15 protein-coding genes, 1 rRNA gene, 2 pseudogenes and 1 riboswitch are annotated in these 18,415 nt (G+C 70.3%); of the genes and pseudogenes, 13 read left to right on the plus strand and 5 right to left on the minus strand.

Features of this window, described 5'->3' with window-relative positions:
* The 11 genes and pseudogenes from rrf to IE318_RS05875 all read left to right on the plus strand — a co-directional run.
* Positions 1 to 70 (plus strand): 5S ribosomal RNA (gene rrf, locus IE318_RS46835); the annotation flags it as partial.
* Between the two features lie 109 nt (positions 71 to 179).
* Positions 180 to 788, plus strand: a complete 609-nt coding sequence (clsA, locus tag IE318_RS05830; protein ID WP_030177597.1) for a cardiolipin synthase ClsA — start codon at positions 180 to 182, stop codon at positions 786 to 788.
* Between the two features lie 116 nt (positions 789 to 904).
* Positions 905 to 3,400, plus strand: coding sequence for a mannose-1-phosphate guanyltransferase (locus IE318_RS05835; protein ID WP_189897226.1), 2,496 nt, complete (start codon positions 905 to 907; stop codon positions 3,398 to 3,400).
* Between the two features lie 158 nt (positions 3,401 to 3,558).
* A complete protein-coding gene (locus IE318_RS05840; protein ID WP_189897228.1) occupies positions 3,559 to 4,464 on the plus strand; it encodes a DUF881 domain-containing protein in 906 nt (301 codons plus the stop codon).
* Positions 4,461 to 4,793 (plus strand): small basic family protein, encoded by a 333-nt coding sequence (locus IE318_RS05845; protein ID WP_006134295.1) that lies wholly within the window; start codon positions 4,461 to 4,463, stop codon positions 4,791 to 4,793. Before IE318_RS05840 ends, IE318_RS05845 begins: the two co-directional genes overlap by 4 nt.
* A gap of 5 nt (positions 4,794 to 4,798) precedes the next feature.
* Positions 4,799 to 5,692: a DUF881 domain-containing protein gene (locus IE318_RS05850; RefSeq protein WP_229903371.1), complete on the plus strand. Its 894-nt coding sequence runs from the start codon at positions 4,799 to 4,801 to the stop codon at positions 5,690 to 5,692.
* Positions 5,693 to 5,822: 130 nt separating this feature from the next.
* Entirely contained in the window at positions 5,823 to 6,704 is an 882-nt protein-coding gene (locus IE318_RS05855) for an FHA domain-containing protein (RefSeq protein WP_189897230.1), read from the plus strand.
* Between the two features lie 40 nt (positions 6,705 to 6,744).
* Positions 6,745 to 7,482, plus strand: a complete 738-nt coding sequence (gene ftsR / locus IE318_RS05860) for a transcriptional regulator FtsR (RefSeq protein WP_189897232.1) — start codon at positions 6,745 to 6,747, stop codon at positions 7,480 to 7,482.
* A 99-nt stretch (positions 7,483 to 7,581) separates the two neighbouring features.
* The gene (locus IE318_RS05865; RefSeq protein ID WP_004934251.1) at positions 7,582 to 8,055 is read left to right on the plus strand and encodes a bifunctional nuclease family protein; all 474 of its coding nucleotides are present in this window, start codon (positions 7,582 to 7,584) and stop codon (positions 8,053 to 8,055) included.
* Positions 8,056 to 8,307: 252 nt separating this feature from the next.
* A complete protein-coding gene (locus IE318_RS05870; RefSeq protein ID WP_189897234.1) occupies positions 8,308 to 8,991 on the plus strand; it encodes a MerR family transcriptional regulator in 684 nt (227 codons plus the stop codon).
* Positions 8,992 to 9,146: 155 nt separating this feature from the next.
* Positions 9,147 to 10,752: pseudogene (locus IE318_RS05875) on the plus strand (DNA polymerase IV).
* Here the strand turns inward: IE318_RS05875 and IE318_RS05880 are convergent.
* Positions 10,668 to 11,045, minus strand: coding sequence for a PRC-barrel domain-containing protein (locus IE318_RS05880; RefSeq protein ID WP_030177607.1), 378 nt, complete (start codon positions 11,043 to 11,045; stop codon positions 10,668 to 10,670). The pseudogene IE318_RS05875 and the gene IE318_RS05880 sit on opposite strands and share 85 nt — an antisense overlap.
* 113 nt (positions 11,046 to 11,158) lie before the next feature.
* Positions 11,159 to 11,253: riboswitch (glycine riboswitch) on the plus strand.
* Positions 11,254 to 11,429: 176 nt separating this feature from the next.
* On the opposite strand from IE318_RS05880, the gene gcvP reads away from it, so the two are divergent.
* Positions 11,430 to 14,315, plus strand: coding sequence for an aminomethyl-transferring glycine dehydrogenase (gene gcvP, locus IE318_RS05885; RefSeq protein WP_189897238.1), 2,886 nt, complete (start codon positions 11,430 to 11,432; stop codon positions 14,313 to 14,315).
* A gap of 146 nt (positions 14,316 to 14,461) precedes the next feature.
* On the opposite strand, the pseudogene IE318_RS05890 reads toward gcvP, so the two are convergent.
* The 3 genes and pseudogenes from IE318_RS05890 to modA all read right to left on the minus strand — a co-directional run bounded on the left by IE318_RS05890 (position 14,462) and on the right by modA (position 17,257).
* Positions 14,462 to 15,525: pseudogene (locus IE318_RS05890) on the minus strand (ABC transporter ATP-binding protein).
* A 53-nt stretch (positions 15,526 to 15,578) separates the two neighbouring features.
* Positions 15,579 to 16,424: a molybdate ABC transporter permease subunit gene (modB, locus tag IE318_RS05895; protein ID WP_189897242.1), complete on the minus strand. Its 846-nt coding sequence runs from the start codon at positions 16,422 to 16,424 to the stop codon at positions 15,579 to 15,581.
* The gene (gene modA, locus IE318_RS05900; protein ID WP_189897245.1) at positions 16,421 to 17,257 is read right to left on the minus strand and encodes a molybdate ABC transporter substrate-binding protein; all 837 of its coding nucleotides are present in this window, start codon (positions 17,255 to 17,257) and stop codon (positions 16,421 to 16,423) included. Before modA ends, modB begins: the two co-directional genes overlap by 4 nt.
* Positions 17,258 to 17,452: 195 nt before the next feature.
* Between modA and IE318_RS05905 the strand changes: the two genes are divergently transcribed.
* Positions 17,453 to 17,962 (plus strand): molybdopterin-dependent oxidoreductase, encoded by a 510-nt coding sequence (locus IE318_RS05905; RefSeq protein ID WP_189897692.1) that lies wholly within the window; start codon positions 17,453 to 17,455, stop codon positions 17,960 to 17,962.
* A 9-nt stretch (positions 17,963 to 17,971) separates the two neighbouring features.
* Here the strand turns inward: IE318_RS05905 and IE318_RS05910 are convergent, their stop codons facing one another.
* Positions 17,972 to 18,367, minus strand: a complete 396-nt coding sequence (locus IE318_RS05910; protein ID WP_030177613.1) for a TOBE domain-containing protein — start codon at positions 18,365 to 18,367, stop codon at positions 17,972 to 17,974.
* Positions 18,368 to 18,415: the final 48 nt, after the last annotated feature.

Here is an 18,415-nt window from a genome sequence, read left to right on the forward strand (position 1 = left end):
GGAAGCTAAGCCTCACAGCGCCGATGGTACTGCAGGGGGGACCCTGTGGGAGAGTAGGACACCGCCGAACAACTCTTGGAGCTCTGGCTCCTGGGCTGCACAGCCCAGGAGCCAGAGCTTTTTTGCGTTGAGGTAAGGTCAGGACGCATCGTCGGTACGTTTGACCAGGAGGCCCCCGCGTGGAGGTCCAGGAGACCCGCGTCCAGACGGACCGGGTCCTCACCATTCCGAACATCCTCAGCATGGCGCGGCTCCTTGGCGTGCCTCTTTTCCTGTGGTTGATCCTCAGGCCGGAGTTCGGAGGGCCCAAGAGCGACGGGTGGGCCCTGCTGGTACTCGCGCTCAGTGGCGTCAGCGACTACCTGGACGGCAAGCTGGCGCGACGCTGGAACCAGATCAGCAGCCTGGGCCGGCTGCTCGACCCGGCGGCCGACCGCCTCTACGTCCTTTCCACGCTCGTCGGCCTCACCTGGCGCGAGATTCTGCCGGTCTGGCTGACCGCGGCTCTCCTGGCGCGCGAATTGATGCTGCTGGTGGCCGTGGGCGTTCTCCGGCGTCATGGCTACCCGCCGCCCCAGGTGAACTTCTTGGGGAAGGCCGCAACGTTCAACCTGATGTACGCGTTCCCGTTGCTTCTGCTCAGCGATGGAAGCGGATGGATCCCGTCACTCGCTGCCGTTTTCGGATGGGCGTTCGCCGGATGGGGTACAACCCTCTACTGGTGGGCAGGAGTTCTCTACGTGGTGCAAGTCCGCCGACTGGTCCGGGCGGACGCCATGGCCGACTGAGTTCGCCCATTCCGGCAGCCGCAGTGGCTCCGATGGCCCGCTTCGGAAAAGTGCGGGACAATCAGGACGGGTGAAGTCGGCTAGATCGTCGTCTCTTGGAGGAGGACGCTTCCGACATGAAGGCCGTCGTGATGGCCGGAGGCGAAGGCACACGCCTTCGCCCAATGACCTCGAGCATGCCCAAGCCGCTCCTGCCGGTGGCCAACCGGCCGATCATGGAGCACGTTCTGCGGCTGCTCAAAAGGCATGGTCTGAATGAGACCGTCGTCACAGTCCAGTTCTTGGCCTCGTTGGTCAAGAACTACTTCGGTGACGGTGAAGAGCTCGGCATGGAGCTCACCTATGCCAATGAGGAGAAGCCACTCGGTACCGCCGGAAGCGTCAAGAACGCCGAAGAGGCGTTGAAGGACGATGCCTTCCTGGTCATCTCCGGCGATGCGCTGACCGACTTCGACCTCACGGACCTGATCCGGTTCCACAAGGAAAAGGGCGCGATGGTCACCGTGTGTCTCACGCGCGTGCCCAATCCGCTGGAATTCGGCATCACCATCGTCGACGAAGAGGGCAAGGTCGAGCGTTTCCTCGAGAAGCCGACCTGGGGCCAGGTCTTCTCCGACACGGTGAACACGGGCATTTACGTCATGGAACCGGAGGTCTTCGACTACGTCGAGGCCGACGTTCCCGTCGACTGGTCCGGTGACGTCTTCCCCCAGCTGATGAAGGAAGGCAAGCCGATTTACGGCTATGTCGCCGAGGGCTACTGGGAGGACGTCGGCACCCACGAGAGCTACGTCAAGGCGCAGGCGGACGTCCTGGAAGGCAAGGTGGACGTCCAGCTCGACGGCTTCGAGATCTCACCGGGTGTCTGGGTCGCCGAGGGCGCCGAGGTGCATCCGGACGCCGAGCTGCGCGGCCCCCTCTACATCGGCGACTACGCCAAGGTGGAGGCCGGCGCCGAGATCCGTGAGCACACGGTCGTCGGCTCGAACGTCGTGGTGAAGAGCGGTGCCTTCCTGCACAAGGCCGTCGTGCACGACAACGTGTACGTCGGGCAGCACAGCAACCTGCGTGGGTGCGTCGTCGGCAAGAACACCGACATCATGCGCGCGGCGCGGATCGAGGACGGCGCGGTCATCGGTGACGAGTGCCTGATCGGCGAGGAATCGATTGTTCAGGGCAATGTGCGGGTCTATCCGTTCAAGACCATCGAGGCGGGCGCCTTCGTCAACACCTCGGTGATCTGGGAGTCCAGGGGACAGGCGCATCTGTTCGGCGCCCGCGGGGTCTCCGGCATCCTGAACGTGGAGATCACTCCGGAGCTCGCCGTGCGGCTCGCCGGCGCCTACGCGACGACGTTGAAGAAGGGCTCGACGGTCACCACGGCACGTGACCACTCCCGGGGTGCGCGTGCGCTCAAGCGGGCGGTCATCTCGGCCCTCCAGGCCAGCGCCATCGACGTACGAGACCTGGAGAACGTGCCGCTGCCCGTGGCCAGGCAGCAGACCGCCCGGGGCAGCGCCGGCGGCATCATGATCCGGACCACCCCCGGGGTGCCGGACTCGGTCGACATCATGTTCTTCGACGGGCAGGGCGCCGATCTGTCGCAGGGCGGCCAGCGCAAACTCGACCGGGTCTTCGCCCGCCAGGAGTACCGGCGTGCGTTCCCGGGCGAGATCGGTGACCTGTACTTCCCGTCCAGCGTCTTCGACTCGTACACCGGTTCGCTCCTGCGCAACGTCGACACGAACGGTATCGGCGAGGCGGGTCTCAAAGTCGTCGTGGACGCCTCGAACGGCAGCGCCGGCCTGGTCCTGCCCAGCCTGCTCGGCAAGCTCGGGGTGGACTCGCTGACCATCAACCCCGGTCTCGACGAGTCCCGGCCCACGGAGACCGAGGACATGCGCCGGAAGGGGCTGGTCCGGCTCGGAGAGATCGTGGCGTCCTCCGGGGCCGCGTTCGGCGTGCGGTTCGACCCGGTCGGTGAGCGGCTGTCGCTCGTCGACGAGAAGGGCCGCATCATCGAGGACGACCGGGCGCTACTGGTGATGCTCGACTTGGTCGCCGCCGAGCGTCGTAGCGGCCGCGTCGCACTTCCGGTGACGACCACCCGTATCGCCGAGCAGGTTGCCGCATACCACGGCACCCAGGTCGAGTGGACGACCACCTCGCCCGACGACCTGACGCGGGTCGGCGGCGAGGAGGGGACGATCTTCGGCGGTGACGGCAAGGGCGGGTTCATCGTCCCGGAGTTCAGCAGCGTCTACGACGGGACGGCGGCCTTCGTACGGCTGATCGGGCTGGTCGCGCGAACCCAGCTGACCCTCAGCCAGATCGACGCCCGGATCCCGCGCGCCCATGTCCTCAAGCGGGACCTGGCCACGCCGTGGGCGGTGAAGGGCCTGGTGATGCGCCGGGTCGTCGAGGCCGCCGGAGAGCGTTTCGTCGACACGACGGACGGTGTGCGGGTCGTGGAGACCGACGGCCGCTGGGTCATGGTGCTGCCCGACCCGGCCGAGGCGGTCACCCACCTGTGGGCCGAGGGTCCCGACGACGCCTCCGCGCAGGCCCTGCTCGACGAGTGGTCGACGGTCGTCGACAGCGCAGGGCGGTAGTGGACCGGTGAGTCCGGACCGTCCGGATGCCGAGAGTCGGACGGTGACATAAGTCAATAAAACGGGCAGGACGCGCGCGTGCCGGACAAGTGCCCCCAAGGGGGCCTGTCCGGCACGCCGGTGGGGCCATTCGGAGGACCCGGCCTCTGCATGCGACGATGTGCGGCATGCCGCAGCAACCCCCCATTCGGAGCACCCCCACGCGGCCTTCCCGTCCGGATGCGTCCATGTCGTTGATCACCAACGTCATGGACCACAGCCTCGACGACGGCTATGCCGAGGCCGCCGCACGGAAGAAGGCCGCTGGTGAGGGCGGTCTGCCCAAAACCGTCCGGGCGCGACTGGGGCTGGCGGTCGGCCTGGTGCTGGCGGCGCTCGTGGTGACGGTGGGAGCGGCGCAGGCGCGTGTGGCGGCCCCGACGGTCGCCAAGGAGCGTCAGGAGCTGATCGACCGCATCGACCGCGAGACGGCGGCGGCCGACAAGCTCGAGCGAGATGTCGACAAACTCCGTGGCGACGTGAGCGAGCGGCAGCGGCAGGCGCTCCGGGAGAGCGGCGGAAACACCCGGGCCGACCTGGTGGGGATCCTGGCGGGCGCCACCGACGTGCACGGACCCGGGGTGAAGCTCGTCGTGGACGACGCCAAGGAGGCCGCCACGGGCGGGGGCGGCAACCCGCGCGAGACCTCGGGTTTCTCCGATACGGGCCGGGTGCGCGACCGGGACATGCAGCGCGTCGTGAACGGGCTGTGGCAGTCGGGGGCCGAGGCGGTCTCCGTCAACGGGCAGCGGTTGACCGCCCTGTCCGCGATCAGGGCGGCCGGGGACGCCATACTGGTCGACAACAGGCCGCTGGTGCCGCCGTACACGGTGCTCGCGGTGGGGGACGGGCAACGGCTGAGCACCCGGTTCCAGGACAGCCCCGACGGGCTGTATCTGCACGCCCTCCAGGACAACTACGGCATCCGGACGAGTATCTCCGTGGAGAGCGACCTCCGGCTGCCCGCCGCACCGAGTGTGATCGTACGTACCGCACAGCCGAGCACTGAGAAGGGCACATCGTGATCGCCGTACTGGGCCTCATCGTGGGAGTGGTGGCCGGCCTGTTGGTCCGGCCCGAGGTTCCGGCGGTTGTCGAGCCTTATCTGCCCATCGCCGTCGTCGCGGCGCTGGACGCCGTCTTCGGCGGACTGCGGGCCATGCTCGACGGGATCTTCGACGACAAGGTGTTCGTGGTGTCGTTCCTGTCGAACGTGGTCGTCGCCGCGCTGATCGTCTTCCTGGGCGACAAATTGGGTGTGGGTGCCCAGCTGTCCACGGGTGTCGTGGTGGTCCTCGGCATCCGCATCTTCTCCAACGCCGCCGCGATCCGACGGCACGTGTTCCGGGCGTGAGACCGATGAACCACAAGGACGAACTGCCGGAGAACGAGCCCGGCGCGGAACGGGACGAACAGGGCGAGAAGCGGGAGGAGCAGCGGGAGAACCGGCTCCGCAAGGAGCTGCCCGCGGAGGTGCCCGCGCAGGCTCCCGGAGCCGCGGAGGGCACCGAGGAGGAGTCCGCCCCCGAGCTCACCGGCCGTCAGCGGCTGGGCAAGGGCCTGTGGCCGCCGCGCTTCACCCGGGCCCAACTCGTCGTAGCGCTGCTGCTGTTCGGCCTGGGTTTCGGTCTCGCGGTCCAGGTCGCCTCCAACAGCGACAGTGACAGCGCGCTGCGCGGTGCCCGGCAGGAGGATCTTGTTCGCATCCTCGATGAACTCGACGACCGTACACAGCGTCTTGAGGACGAGAAGCAGGGTCTCGACAAGCAGCGTCAGGAGCTGGAGAACAGTTCGGACCAGGCCGAGGAGGCCCGCAGGCAGACGGTCGAGAAGGAGAGGCAACTCGGCATTCTGGCGGGCACGGTGGCCGCGCAGGGGCCAGGTATCACGATGACGATCGAGGACACGAAGGGGACGGTCCGGGCGGACATGCTGCTGGACGCGATACAGGAGCTGCGCGCGGCCGGTGCGGAGGCCATCCAGGTCAACGGTGTCCGGGTGGTGGCGAGCACCTACCTGACGGACTCCGGCAAGAGCGTGGACGTCGACGGGAACAAGATCAACGCGCCCTATCGTTTCCAGGTCATCGGCAAGCCGCAGGACCTGGAGCCGGCGCTCAACATCCCTGGAGGGGTGGTGCAGACCCTCGAGAAGGAGCAGGCCACCGTGACCGTCGAGCGATCGGACAAGATCGTCGTGGACGCCTTGCGAGCGGCGAAGCAGCCTGACTACGCTCGGTCGTCCTCGCAGTGAACCGGGGGTGCATGGCGGTCGTCCGGCAGGGGCATGAGGTTGCGGGGGGTCGGCGCACCGATTGGGTGGTGCGTGGTGGAAACTGTCTGGTGGATACGGACGTTGTGAGGATGTCCGGGTCGACCGGTGTATGCAGTCAGGGTTCGTCCTGCCCCACGGGCGGGTCTGTTTCGGTCAAGGGGAATCGCCCGTGAAGTTGTTTGCGAAGTTGTTCGGCAAGAGCGCGCGAGAGGGCGGCGACAACGCGACCGCCCGCCATCGCGCACAGCCCGACGCGGAAGGTCAGCGTCCGCTGTTCCGCGACCAGGTCCCGGGGACGGGTGACATTTCCGGCGCACCGGGCGCGCCGTCGGTTGACCCTGCCCAGGCAGGCGGCATAGGTTTCGGCCAACCGTCAACCTCAGGTACGGGTGGAGGGTTTGCCGCCGGCCCGTACGCGTCCCCAGCCCCGACGGGGCAGCCGCGGCAGGAGGATCCGTCCATGTCGGCCCTGGTCTGTACGAGGTGCGGTCACCGCAACGCGGAGAACAGCCGCTTCTGCTCCAACTGTGGTGCGCCGTTGCGGCCTGGTGCGGTGCCGGAGCGCGCGTCGGAGACGACCTCCACGATCTCCATCTCCGGTCTGGAGGCCTACGACGCCGAGGCCACCGGCCAGACGCCGATGCTGTCTCCGGAGGCGCAGGCGGCCGTCGACGCGCTGCCGGTCGGCTCCGCCCTGCTGGTGGTGCGCCGCGGGCCGAACTCGGGCAGCCGCTTCCTCCTGGACGGGGAGCTGACCACGGCCGGGCGTCATCCGCAGAGCGACATCTTCCTGGACGACGTGACGGTCTCGCGCCGCCATGTGGAGTTCCGCCGCAGCCCGGCCGGGTCGTTCACGGTGGCCGACGTCGGCAGCCTGAACGGCACGTACGTCAACCGTGAGCGGATCGACCAGGTCGCGCTGTCCAACGGCGACGAGGTGCAGATCGGCAAGTACCGGCTGGTCTTCTACTCGAGCCGACAGGGCTACTGACCCTCCCCGGACTCGTCCGGGGAGATCCCAGGGAAGGTCCATGCTTCAAACACCGAGCGGTGGTGCCGGGCACGGCACCACCGCCGCGGACAGTGGGCTGATGAGCATCGGCAGCGTGCTGAACGTGCTGCGCGAGGAGTTCCCCGAGGTCACCATCTCCAAGATCCGTTTCCTGGAGTCGGAGGGCCTCGTCGAGCCGCGGCGGACCCCCTCGGGGTATCGCAAGTTCAGCCCGGACGACGTCGAGCGCCTCGCCCACGTGCTGAGATTGCAGCGTGACCACTACCTGCCGTTGAAGGTGATCCGCGAGTATCTGGACGCGGTGGAGCGCGGTGAGGCCGTTCAGCTGCCGGTGCTCGGCCGGCAGCGTGACGGCGAGGCCGTGCCGGCGCCTGTCGAGACACCCGCGGTGGCCCGGATCTGCCGGGCCGATCTCCTCGCCGCCGCGGAGATCGACGAGGAGGTCCTCGGGGAGTGGGAGTCGTACGGGCTGGTCACTCCAGTGGAGGACGGCGCCTACGACGCGGAGGCGGTCACGGTCGCCTCACTGGTCCGTGAGCTGGGACGTTTCGGGATCGAACCCCGTCACCTGCGGGTGATGAAGGCGGCCGCCGACCGGGAGGCCGGGCTCGTCGACCAGGTGGTGGCCCCGCTGCGGCGCCACCGCAATCCGCAGACCCGGGCCCATGCCGAGGCCCGCACGAAGGAGCTGGCAGCGCTCACGGTGAGACTGCACGCGGCGCTGGTGCAGACCGCGCTCGGCGTGCGGCTGCCCTGAACCGGCCACCCCGAGCCGGTACCGGCCGCGGCGGCCGGATCGACCTCCCGTTTCCGGCCCGACTACCCAAACATCCCGGGCACGGCCTAGGGTTGCTGTGTGAACGAGCTCGATGTCGTAGGTGTCCGGGTCGAAATGCCCTCCAACCAGCCGATCGTGCTCCTGCGTGAAGTGGGGGGCGACCGCTACCTCCCCATCTGGATCGGGCCGGGGGAGGCCACGGCCATCGCCTTCGCCCAGCAGGGGATGGCCCCGGCGCGGCCGCTGACCCATGACCTGTTCAAGGACGTGCTGGAGGCCGTCGGCCAGGAGCTCACGGAAGTGCGCATCACGGACCTGCGTGAAGGCGTCTTCTACGCGGAGCTGGTCTTTGCGAGCGGGGTCGAGGTCAGTGCTCGTCCGTCCGATGCCATAGCGCTGGCGCTGCGCACCGGCACGCCGATCTACGGCAGTGACACGGTGCTCGACGACGCGGGCATCGCGATCCCGGACGAGCAGGAGGACGAGGTGGAGAAGTTCCGCGAGTTCCTCGACCAGATCTCGCCGGAGGACTTCGGTACCAGCAACCAGTGAGGTTCGGGGCTTCGGTTCCGGCGGTGGTTGCGGGGGTCGGGTCCGGCAAGCGGTGAAACGCCGACATATGCCACCGGCCACCGGGAGCGCTCGGCCGTACCTCGCGTGGCATTCGGCTAGCCTTTCCCCACGACGGGGCACGGGAAACCACTCGTAGGGTGATTATCACTCGGCGTGCCGAGTGTGGCGATCGTTGACGCACCCCCGGTGACTGCCTACCGTCGAGGAGGCAGGTCAAGGACGGAGGTCGGCGTGGGCAGCAGCGGCGACGGTACGGCTGGGGGTGCCCCCGGTCGTGAGGTCGGGGGAATGGGTCCGTACCCACCTCCGGGCTCTCGGCTCCGCTCGAGCATGGGCTACGCCCATCGCGTCAGCGCGGCCGATCACGCTCCGCAGCGGCCGACGGTCGTGCCGAGCAGCAAAGGGGCGGCGTCCATGGCGTCCGAGCAGATCGGCTACCGGGGTCCGACGGCCTGCGCGGCCGCCGGCATCACCTACCGGCAACTGGACTACTGGGCGCGTACGGGCCTGGTCGAGCCCAGCGTGCGGCCCGCCTACGGGTCCGGCACGCAGCGGCTGTACAGCTTCCGTGACGTCGTCGTCCTGAAGATCGTCAAACGGTTCCTCGACACGGGTGTGTCGCTGCAGAACATTCGTACGGCTGTCCAGCACCTGCGCGAGCGCGGCTTCCGCGACCTGGAGCGGATGACGCTGATGAGCGACGGCGCCACGGTCTACGAGTGCACCTCGCCCGACGAGGTCCACGCCCTGCTCCAGGGCGGTCAGGGCATCTTCGGCATCGCCGTCGGCGTGGTCTGGCGCGACGTGGAGAGCGCGCTGTCCCAGCTGCACGGCGAACGTGTCGACACCGGCGAGACCCTGGTCGGCCACAACCCCGGCGACGAACTCGCCCGACGACGCAACCGGGCGGTCTGAGCGGCCCGGCGGGGCCGCAGGCCGCTCACCCCGGGCCACGGCGCCCACGGTCTCGTTCCGGCTGGGGCTGTGAGCCGTCGTGGGCGGGGTGCCCGTGACGGCGCGGCGGGTCCCGTTCCGGGGTGTTGTCAGTGGTGTGGTGCAGCATCGGAGGTGTGAGAAGCGCGCCGACGATCCTGCATCTCGACATGGATGCCTTCTTCGCCCAGGCGGAGCAGGCGTCCAAGCCGAGCCTGCGCGGGAAGGCCGTCATCGTGGGCGGCCTCGGGCCGCGCGGGGTGGTCGCCACCGCGTCGTACGAGGCACGGGTCTTCGGAGTCCACTCGGCGATGCCGATGGCCCAGGCGCGGCGACTGGCACCGAACGCCGCGTATCTCGTGCCGCGCTTCGGCTTCTACCGGTCCATCAGCGAGCAGGTGATGGGGCTGCTGCGGGCGCTGTCACCCCTCGTGGAGCCGCTCAGCCTGGACGAGGCGTTCGTGGACCTGGAGGCCGGGGGAGAGGCCTGGGACGCCGATTCCGCGCGACTGGTCGGGATCCGGCTGCGCACCGACATACGCGCGGTCACCGGCCTGACGGGCTCGGTGGGCCTGGCCGCCTCCAAGATGCTCGCGAAGATCGCCTCCGAGCAGGCCAAGCCCGACGGACTGGTCCTCATCGAGCCCGGCACCGAGCGGGCCCTGCTGGGCCCCATGTCGGTGCGGACGCTGCCGGGCGTGGGCCCGGCGACGGGCGACCATCTGCGGCGGGCCGGGATCCACACGGTGAACGAGCTGGCCGAGGCGGGTGAGGACGAGCTCGTACGGCTGCTGGGCAAGGCGCACGGGCAGGCGCTGTACTCCATGGCGCTGGCGCACGACGAGCGGCCTGTGGTCGCCGAGCGCGAAGCCAAGTCGGTGTCGGTCGAGGACACCTACGACGTGGACATCCACGACCGGCTGCGCGTGGGCCTGGAGGTGCAGCGGCTCGCCGACCGGTGCGTACGGCGGCTGCGCGAGGCCGGGCTGTCGGGCCGCACCATCGTGCTGAAGGTGCGGCGCTACGACTTCTCCACGCTGACCCGCTCCGAGACGCTGCGCGGGCCCACGGATGACCCGGCGGTGGTGCGGGAGGCGGCGGCCCGGCTGCTGGACTCGGTGGACACCACGGGCGGGGTGCGGCTGCTCGGTGTGGGCGTGTCCGGGCTCGCCGACTACACGCAGGAGGACCTCTTCGCGCAGGCGGCCGGCGCGCAGACGGACAGCCCTGAGGAGGACCCCGCGGACGAACCTGCCCCGGAGCAGTCCGCGCCCGCCGAGCGGCACTGGCCGGCGGGCCACGAGGTACGCCACACCGAGTACGGGCACGGCTGGGTCCAGGGCAGCGGCCTCGGCCGGGTCACCGTCCGCTTCGAGACGCCCGACTCCGCGCCGGGCCGGGTGCGGACGTTCCGCGTCGACGACCCGGACCTGGAGCCGGCGGATCCACTCCCGCTCGTGCGGCGAAGACCGGACGCCACCGCCGCAAGCCCCGGCGTCACCGACAGCACCGAAGCCACCGACAGCACCGAAGCCACCGACAGCACCGAAGCCACCGACAGGACCCGGTCCACCGGCGGCAGCGAGGCCACCGGCAGCGCGTCCTCGGTGGCCGGCGGGACCCGGCCCGCGTAGAACCCGGCTGGACGCCGCTCGCTCTCAGCCTTCCTCGGAGCCGGATCCCGCGAGCTTGCCGAAGTCGCGGTCCTGGAGGGTGGGCGGAGGCGCCACGTCGAGGCCGTAGTGGTGGTAGAGCTGCAGTTCCTGCTCGGGGGAGAGGTGGCGGCCGACGCCGAAGTCGGGGGCCTCCTTGATGAGGGCCCGGTCGAAGGGGACGTGCAGTTCACCGTCGACCAGCTCGCTGGGTTCGAGCGGCACGAAGGCGTCCCGGGAGAACAGGCCGGTGCGTATGGCGGCCCACTCCGGCACGCCGGTCGCGTCGTCGAGGTAGACCTCGTCCACCGTGCCGATCTTGGTGCCCTTCCGGTCGAACGCCTTGCGGCCGATCAGGTTGCGCGGATCGATGTCGGTCTGCACGGTCCCTCCACTAGGTCGCAACTCATTCGTAAGCACTACGAAAGAGCACAATCGGGACGGCGGCCACTCGAGCCCGCCTCGTCAAGCCCGCTGGTACGCTGGCAAACGGCTGCTGACCCCGTGCGGGAGAGTCCTCCACCACCATCGGAGGCGCCGAAGGAGCAAATCCTCCCCGGAATCTCTCAGGCCCCTGTACCGCACGGACGAGGTCACTCTGGAAAGCAGAGCGGGTGTCGACGGATGCCGCTCTCACCGACGGTGAAAACCGGGTGCCCTCGGGCGGTCCGGTGAAGCTCTCAGGTTGAGATGACAGAGGGGGAGGCCGTCGGGGCACCCGAGCCGTGGTGTCCCTCGAAGGTCGCGTCAGACCAGGAGGCCTCCGCAATGACCGCCCAGCGCATTCCGCTCTCCGAGCTCGAACAGGGCATTCCCTTCGAGCAGCGCCACATCGGGCCCGACCAGGAGGCGCGGGCCAAGATGCTCGCGCAGGTGGGTTACGGCTCGCTCGACGAGCTCACCGCCGCCGCGGTGCCGGATGTGATCAAGAACGCCGACGCGCTCGACCTGCCCGGCGCCCGCACCGAGGCCGAGGTGCTGGCGGAGCTGCGTTCCCTCGCCGACCGCAACCAGGTCCTCGGCTCGATGATCGGTCTCGGGTACTACGGGACGTTCACCCCGCCCGTCGTCCTGCGCAACGTCATGGAGAACCCTGCCTGGTACACCGCGTACACCCCGTACCAGCCGGAGATCTCGCAGGGCCGCCTCGAGGCGCTGCTGAACTTCCAGACCATGGTCGCCGACCTCACCGGCCTGCCGACCTCCGGCGCCTCCCTCCTGGACGAGGGCACCGCCGCCGCCGAGGCGATGGCGCTGTCGCGGCGCATGGGCAAGAACAAGAAGGGCCTTTTCCTGGTCGACGCGGACGCGCTGCCGCAGACCATCGCCGTCATCGAGACCCGCGCCGAGCCGACCGGCGTCGAGGTCGTCGTCGCCGACCTCAGCGACGGCATCCCCGCCGAGCTCGCCGAGCGCGAGATCAACGGTGTGCTCCTGCAGTACCCGGGCGCCTCCGGTGCCGTACGCGACCTCAAGCCGGTCATCGACCAGGCGCACGAGCTGGGCGCGCTGGTCACCGTCGCCGCCGACCTGCTCGCCCTGACCCTGCTGAAGTCCCCCGGCGAGCTGGGCGCGGACATCGCCGTCGGCACCACCCAGCGTTTCGGCGTGCCGATGGGCTTCGGCGGCCCGCACGCCGGCTACATGGCGGTGCACGAGAAGTTCGCCCGCAGCCTGCCCGGCCGCCTGGTCGGCGTCTCCGTGGACGCGGACGGCAACAGGGCCTACCGCCTCGCCCTGCAGACCCGTGAGCAGCACATCCGCCGCGAGAAGGCCACCAGCAACATCTGCACCGCCCAGGTGCTGCTCGCCGTCATGGCCGGCATGTACGCCGTCTACCACGGCCCCGAGGGCCTGAAGGGCATCGCGCAGCGCACCCACCGCTACGCCACGATCCTCGCCGAGGGCCTGAAGGCCGGCGGTGCCGAGGTCGTCCACGGCGCCTACTTCGACACGATCACGGTCAAGACCGAGGGCCGCGCCGCCGAGGTCGTCGCCGCCGCCCGCGAGGCCGGCGTGAACCTGCGCCTCGTGGACGCCGACCACGTCTCGATCGCCTGCGACGAGACCACCGACCGGGCCCAGCTGCGCAGCGTGTGGTCCGCCTTCGGCGTGGAGGCGCGCATCGAGGCTCTGGACGCCGCCGCCGCGGACGCCCTGCCCGAGGCCCTGCTGCGCACCGACGCCTACCTCACCCACCCCGTCTTCCACCAGCACCGCTCCGAGACCGCGATGCTGCGCTACCTGCGCAAGCTGGCCGACCGCGACTACGCGCTCGACCGCGGCATGATCCCGCTGGGCTCCTGCACCATGAAGCTCAACGCGACCACGGAGATGGAACCCGTCACCTGGCCCGAGTTCGGCGCGCTGCACCCCTTCGCGCCCGCCGAGCAGGCGCAGGGCTACCTGACCCTCATCCACGAGCTCGAGGACCGGCTCGCCGAGGTCACCGGCTACGACAAGGTCTCGCTCCAGCCCAACGCCGGCTCGCAGGGCGAGCTCGCGGGCCTGCTCGCCGTCCGCGGCTACCACCGCGCCAACGGCGACGACCAGCGCACCATCTGCCTCATCCCGTCCTCCGCACACGGCACGAACGCCGCCAGCGCCGTGATGGCCGGCATGAAGGTCGTCGTCGTGAAGACCGCCGAGGACGGCGAGATCGACGTCGAGGATCTGCGGGCGAAGATCGAGCAGCACCGCGACCAGCTGGCCGTGCTGATGATCACCTACCCGTCCACGCACGGCGTGTTCGAGGAGCACGTCGCCGACATCTGCGCCCAGGTGCACGACGCCGGCGGCCAGGTCTACGTCGACGGCGCCAACCTCAACGCCCTGGTCGGCCTCGCCAAGCCGGGCCACTTCGGCGGCGACGTCTCCCACCTGAACCTGCACAAGACGTTCTGCATCCCGCACGGCGGCGGCGGTCCCGGCGTCGGCCCGGTCGCCGTACGCTCCCACCTGGCGCCGTACCTGCCCAACCACCCGATGCAGCCGGAGGCCGGACCGAAGACCGGCGTCGGCCCGATCTCGGCCGCGCCGTGGGGCTCGGCGGGCATCCTGCCGATCTCCTGGGCGTACGTCCGGCTGATGGGCGGCGAGGGCCTCAAGCGCGCCACGCAGGTCGCGGTCCTCAGCGCCAACTACGTCGCCAAGCGCCTGGAGCCGCACTACCCGGTGCTCTACACCGGCCCCGGCGGCCTCGTCGCGCACGAGTGCATCATCGACCTGCGGCCGCTGACCAAGGCGACCGGTGTGACCGTGGACGACGTGGCCAAGCGGCTGATCGACTACGGCTTCCACGCGCCGACGATGTCCTTCCCGGTGGCCGGCACGCTGATGATCGAGCCGACCGAGTCGGAGGACCTGGCCGAGCTGGACCGCTTCTGCGACGCGATGATCGCGATCCGCGCCGAGATCGAGAAGGTCGGCTCCGGCGAGTGGCCCGCGGAGGACAACCCGCTGCGCGGCGCCCCGCACACCGCGGCCGCGCTCGGCGGGGAGTGGAAGCACGCCTACAGCCGTGAGGAGGCGCTCTTCCCGGCCGGTGTCTCGGCGGCGGACAAGTACTGGCCGCCGGTGCGCCGGATCGACCAGGCCTTCGGCGACCGGAACCTGGTCTGCTCCTGCCCGCCGCTGGACGCGTACGAGGACTGAGTGGCGTAGAGGCATCCGGCCGGCCGTCTGAGCCGTCAGGAGAAGCACAAGGGGCCCCGGTCCGGTTTTCGGCCGGACAGGGGCCCCTTGTGGCTCAGGCGGGCGGGTTGGGCACGGTGGGCCCGCGTCGGGCCGCCGTGGGTCCTTCAGGCCGGGTAGGCGTGGGTCTGGGCCGCCTTGACCGTCGCCCAGACGGCCGCGCCCGGGTGCAGGTCGAGTTCCGCCGCGGCGACCGTGGTCAGGTCGGCGGCGAGGGCCAGCTCGCCGGTGAGGTCCGCGCGGATCTGGTCGCCGTGCGTCTCCAGGCCCGCGACCTCGCAGCGCCACAGGTTGCGCGCGCTGGAGCCGGAGGGACGGTCCCGGTAGAGGGTGACGGCACCCGGCGGGAACGCCACGAAGGCCGGTCCGGACAGATCCTCGGTGGTGGCGAGGACCAGGCCGCCGGCCAGCCGTACGGTGTGGCCCTCGGCCTGCCCGCGATACAGGTTCAGGCCGACCAGCTGCGCGATGTAGTCCGTGCGCGGACGGCGGGCGATGTCGGACGGGGCACCCTCCTGCACCACGCGCCCGTGTTCGACGACGACGAGCCGGTCCGCCAGCACCATCGCGTCCAGCGGGTCGTGGGTGACCAGGACGGCGACGGCCTCGAACTCGGCGAGGTGCCGACGGAGCTGGGCCCGGACCTCCAGGCGCGTACGGGCGTCCAGCGCGGCGAGCGGCTCGTCCAGGAGCAGCAGCCGGGGCCGGGTGGCGCCTGGCCACCGGAGAGCCTGCGCGGCTTGACGCCGGTGTGGTCGGCCAGGCCCATGCGCGCCAGCCACCGGGAGGCCAGCGCACGGGCCTCGGCCTTGCTCGCGCCCTGGCAGCGCGGTCCGAAGGCCACGTTGTCCAGGGCGGACAGGTGCGGGAAGAGCAGGTAGTCCTGGAAGACCACCCCGACCGGACGCGCCTCCGGTGGCGTACGGTCCAGCGTGGCGCCGTCCAGGCGCAGATGGCCGCCGGTGAGGGGGACCAGGCCGGCCAGAGCGCGCAGGGCCGTGGTCTTGCCGGCGCCGTTCGGGCCCAGCAGGGCCACCACGTCGCCGGGGGCGGCGGTGAGCGCCACGTCGAGACGGAAGGCGCCGCGGTCGACGACGAGCCGGGCGTCCAGCCCGGCACCTGGCGGGTCCTCGGCGCGGACGCCGCTCGTGGTCTCGTCCATGTCGGTCATGAAGTGATCGTCCAGGATGCGGGGTGGGTTCGTGCCGGGGATCCGCGGCGGCCTCATGTGGATGCCGTCGTCCAGCGGTCCCGCAGACCCGCGAGCACCGCGATCGACACCGCGAGGAGCACCAGGCTCAGCGCGATCGCGGCGGCCGGGTCGTTCTGGAGGGCGAGATAGACCGCCAGGGGCATGGTCTGGGTACGGCCGGGGAAGTTGCCCGCGAAGGTGATCGTCGCACCGAACTCGCCGAGCGCCCGCGCCCAGGCCAGCACGGCTCCCGCCGCGATGCCCGGCGCGATCAGCGGCAGGGTGACCCGGCGGAACGCGGTGAAGCGGGACGCGCCCAGTGTGGTGGCCGCCTCCTCGTAGCGCGGGTCCGCGGCGCGCAGTGTGCCCTCGACGCTGATGACGAGGAAGGGCATGGCCACGAACGCCTCCGCGACCACCACACCGGCCGTGGTGAACGGCAGCGTGATCCCGAACCAGGAGTCCAGCCACTGCCCGACGACCCCGTTGCGCCCCAGCGCCAGCAGCAGCGCCACACCGCCAACCACCGGCGGCAGAACCAGCGGAAGCGTCACCAGGGCCCGTACGAGGCCGCGTCCGGCGAAGTCGGTCCGGGCCAGCAGCCAGGCCAGCGGGACGCCGAGGACCAGGCTGACGGCGGTGGCGGCGGTGGCACTGATCAGGGACAGCTGGAGCGCCTGCCACACCTCCGGGCTGGTCAGCTGGCCGGGCAGGCTGCGCCAGGGGGCGCGGATCAGCAGGGCCAGCAGCGGCAGCAGCAGGAACGCCAGGCCCACCAGGGCGGGCACCAGCAGGGGGAGCGGGACGCCCCGGGGGACACGCCGGCGCCGTGGCCCGTTCTCCAGGGTCACCGCGCCGGTGTCGTGGGTCGTGGTCACGGCTTGAGGAACCCGGCCTGCGTCAGGACCTTCTGGCCCTCGGCGGAGCGCACCAGCGCGATGAACGCCTTGGCCGCCGCTGAGTCGCGCGCGTTGTCCAGGAGGGCGATCGGGTAGTCGTTCACGGCCTTGGCCGCCTCGGGGAACTCCACGCCCTCCACCTTGCCACCGGCCGCCTTCACATCGGTCTTGTAGACCACCGCGGCATCGGCCTCCTTGAGCACCACCTTGTTCAGGGCGGACTTGACGTCCTGCTCGTAGGAGACCGGGGTGAGCTCGAGGCCGGCGGCGGTGAGTGCCTTCTGCGCGGCGGCGCCGCAGGGCACCGCTTTGTCGCACAGGACGACCTTCAGCCCGGACCTGGTGAGGTCCTTCAGGGAGGAGATCCTGTCGGGGTTGCCCGGCAGGGTCGCGATCTCGAGCTGGTTGCGGACGAAGGTGGCCGGGGCACCGGCCGTGTCCTTCTGGTCGGTCACGATCTTCATGGTCTTGGGGCTGGCGGCGGCGAAGACGTCGGCGGGGGCACCGCCGGTGATGCTCGCGGCGAGGGTGTCGCTGCCGCCGAAGTTGAAGGTGACCTCGGTGCCCGGGTGCTGCTGCTCGAACTCCTTGCCCAGCGCCGTGAAGCTCTCCTTCAGGGAGGCGGCGGCGAAGACGGTCACCGTGCCGGTCACCTTCTGGGAGGAGGACGCCGCCGATCCGGACCCGGACGACGACGAGCCGTCGGACGACGACGAGGAGGACGCGGAGGAGCAGCCGCTGAGGGCCAGCAGAGCTGCGGCTCCCGCACCGGCCACCTGCAGTGTCCGGGTCCCGGGCACGGAACGGGTCATCACGGTTTCCACTCCTCTGGTAGTGCACGGAAGGTGTCGCGCCCTGCCACGGCCGAACAGCGGCCGTGCCGTGATGATAATGCCGCAAGTGCGAGCCGTGAGTCTCCTGTCACATCGCATGAGCTGGCCTATCTGTATGTGACGCTCGCATGTGCGTTTGCATGGGGCGACTGCTCGGGTACGGAGACCGCGGAGGTGGTGGCCGTGGTGCTCGCGGAACTCGTCCTGAGCGGAGATCTCGCCCGGCCGGCCCGTCTGACCGTGCCGGACCTGCTGAGCCGGCCGCAGCACCGGGCGCGGGTGAGTTTCGACTGCGCCACCAGCGGTGTGCGGCGTCACCGGTTCACCGGACCGCGGTTGTACGACGTACTGGCCGCCGCGGAACCGGCCTTCGATCCGGCCCGGCGCAAGGACCGGCTGCGCTTCCTGATCGCCGTCGCGGGCGCGGACGGGCATCGCACGCTGCTGTCCTGGGCGGAGATCGACCCTGACTTCGCCGACGCCCCGGTCCTGCTCGCGGTGGCCATGGACGACGCTCCGCTGGACCGGGCGGGGCCCCAGCTGGTCCTGCCGCAGGACCGCTGCGGAGCACGGTACGTCAGCGGCATCACGGCGATTCGCGTCGACGGCGGTTACGGCTCGGGGAGTCGCGACAACCGCTCGGCCGGACCTGAAGGTGTGGGACCTGGCGAGGGCCGGGCCTGACGAGGTTTGTCACGTCCGGTCGATATGTACGTTTGTCGACTTAACGCGGGCGGTCGCCTCCATGCCGACCTCCAGCCCCAGTTCCTCGACCGCCTCCCGGGTGAGCAGCGAGACCAGGCGGTGCGGTCCCGCCTGGATCTCCACCTGTGCCGCCACGTCGCCGAGCTTGATGGCCGTCACGATCCCGGGGAAGGCGTTGCGGGCCGAGGTGTAGGAGACCTCCTCGTCACCGCCGCCGGAGCGGGCCAGTTCGACCGAGAAGGCGGCGAGGTCGCGGCCGTCGACGAGCCGCCGTCCGCTCTCGTCACGGTGGGTGGCCACCCGGCCGGCGTCCGCCCAGCGGCGCGCTGTGTCCGGACTGACGCCGAGCAGACGGGCCGCCTGGCCGATCGTGTAGGACTGCATGCCGGTCACGATAGGGCCGTCGGCGGGGCGCTGCGGACGTCGGGTCGG

The sequence above is a fragment of the Streptomyces spiralis genome, assembly GCF_014654675.1.
In the GTDB taxonomy this organism is placed as follows: domain Bacteria; phylum Actinomycetota; class Actinomycetes; order Streptomycetales; family Streptomycetaceae; genus Streptomyces; species Streptomyces spiralis.